Raw genomic sequence first — 1,842 nt, 5'->3', positions numbered from 1 at the left:
GATTATGGGGGTGCCCGTGCTGGCCCTGGCGCCGAGCGCCGGGCTCGTGCTCGGGGGCGTCCTGGTCTGGGGCGCCGCCACCGGCATCCAGGACTCCACGGTCAAGGCGTTGGTTGCCGATCTGGTGCCCCAACCCCGGCAGGGCACGGCGTACGGGGTGTTCGCGGCGTTCGAGGGCGCCGGCGCCTTGGCCGGCGGCGCCCTGTACGGGTCACTTTACGGCGCACGGCCGGCGCTCATCGCTGCCGTGGCCACACTGCAGGCAACGGCCTTCGTCCTGCTGCTCGTCACGCTGCACCGGGCCCGGCACGCATCACCTGGCCAAGGGCCCGCGGATGGGCTGACTTAGCGCGCCCAGACCGAGGCCGCGCCGGAATGTCCCGTGATGATGCTCTGGTAAATGAAGAAGCCCCCCGCGAGGGCGCCGGCAATCAGGACGGCTCCCCGGACAATCCGGTTGCTCCGAAGGCCGCCAAGGAACGCCAGGCGCCGGCCAAAGGGCTCGTAGGTGACTATCAACATTGCCGCGACCAGGACGAAGAAGATCACGGAAAGCACTTTGAGTACGTCACCTTCCTGGGCGTGCTCGTGGACCACCGCCGACGCCGGACGGACTTTCTCCAACTGCTCGCCTGCCTGCGCGGTCAAGAGTGTTACTGGCACCAGCCCCAGTGACAACACGCCCAGGGGCCAGGCCAAGTAGCCCCACCAGCGCCGTGCCACGGCATAAACGATGGCGCCAAGACCTGCGATGGGCGCTAATACCACTACGGCGTGGACGAGCAGGACATGGGCCGGGAGCCCACCAATTTCGATCAAGTGAAATCTCCTCCAGAACGTGACGGCACCGGGTCTGATGATGGGGCAGCGAACTCGCGGCGGGGCCAGACTCCTATGATTCTTGCATGGGATCGCGGGAACTAGCGGGCATTGCCGGACCGCTCTATGCATTGCCCTACGGGGATTTCGTGGCTGCTAGAACGGCGGCGGCCAAAGACGTCAGTTCCGCGGGCGTCACCGCCGCCGAGCAGCGTGCCCTGGCGGCCGCAGTCCGTGCCCTGCCCAAGCCGTCGGTGGCGGCGTGGGCGGTGAACATGCTGGCGGCGCACAGCCCCGAAATCCTGCGGGAGCTGGCTGCGCTGGGGACGTCGATGCAGGCCGCACAGGATGCCCTGGATGCAGCGGACCTCCGTCGCCTCGCCCAGCAGCGGCGCCAGCTCCTCGGCAGCACGGTGAAGGCGGCACAGGCCTTGGCGGCCCGGCACGGACGGGCCATCAGCGCCGCCGTCGCGACGGAAGTGGAGCAGACCCTGCGGGCCGCCACCGCCGATCCGGGGGCCGCCGCCGCCGTGCAAAGCGGCTGCCTGCTCCGGGCGCTCTCGGCGGACGGGGTCGACGTCGTCGATCTCGCCGGCGCAGTGGCTGTCCCGGGGAGCCATGCGGCGACGGTGCCCGGCACTGGAGCCGCGCCTGGAACGGCCAGCGTCCGCGGGACAGAACCAGCGCCCGGCGCCGGCGGGACAGAACCGGCGGACCGGACCGCACAGCGTGGCACAACTGCCGGCGGAAAGCCGACAACGGAACAACCCCGCCTCCGGGCCGTCGGCACGGCACGGATGACGCCCACGCCGTCGGCGGTGGAACGGGCGCGGGCCGCCCTGGAGGCAGCCGAAGTGGCCGCCGCGGAAACCGACGAGGAGGCAGGCCGCGCGGCCGCGGAGCTGGCGGAGGTGACGGCGGAAACCACCCTGCTGGCCGACGAGGTGCGCGAGCTCAGGCGGCGTCTGGACGCGGCAGAAGCCGGTCTCAAAACGGCCCGGAAGAATCACGAGCTGGCGGCGG

General features: G+C 70.7%; 2 protein-coding genes and 1 pseudogene. 2 read left to right on the top strand and 1 reads right to left on the bottom strand.

All coding sequences use genetic code 11. The annotated features are described in order from the left end of the window. Nucleotides 1-349: pseudogene (locus LQV45_RS29320) on the top strand (MFS transporter); the annotation flags it as partial. Here the strand turns inward: LQV45_RS29320 and LQV45_RS29315 are convergent. Further along, complete coding sequence (locus LQV45_RS29315; protein WP_230010585.1) at nucleotides 346-819, bottom strand: hypothetical protein; 474 nt, start codon at nucleotides 817-819, stop codon at nucleotides 346-348. The pseudogene LQV45_RS29320 and the gene LQV45_RS29315 sit on opposite strands and share 4 nt — an antisense overlap. 149 nt (nucleotides 820-968) lie before the next feature. Here LQV45_RS29315 and LQV45_RS29310 point away from each other — a divergent pair. Then, nucleotides 969-1,842, top strand: an 874-nt coding sequence (locus tag LQV45_RS29310) for a hypothetical protein (RefSeq protein WP_230010582.1), incomplete at its 3' end; no start/stop codon positions are given.

This window comes from Microbacterium sp. Bi128 (assembly GCF_918698205.1).
The sequence above is the reverse complement of the archived record's forward strand: the minus strand, read 5'-3'. Positions and strand labels throughout refer to the sequence as shown.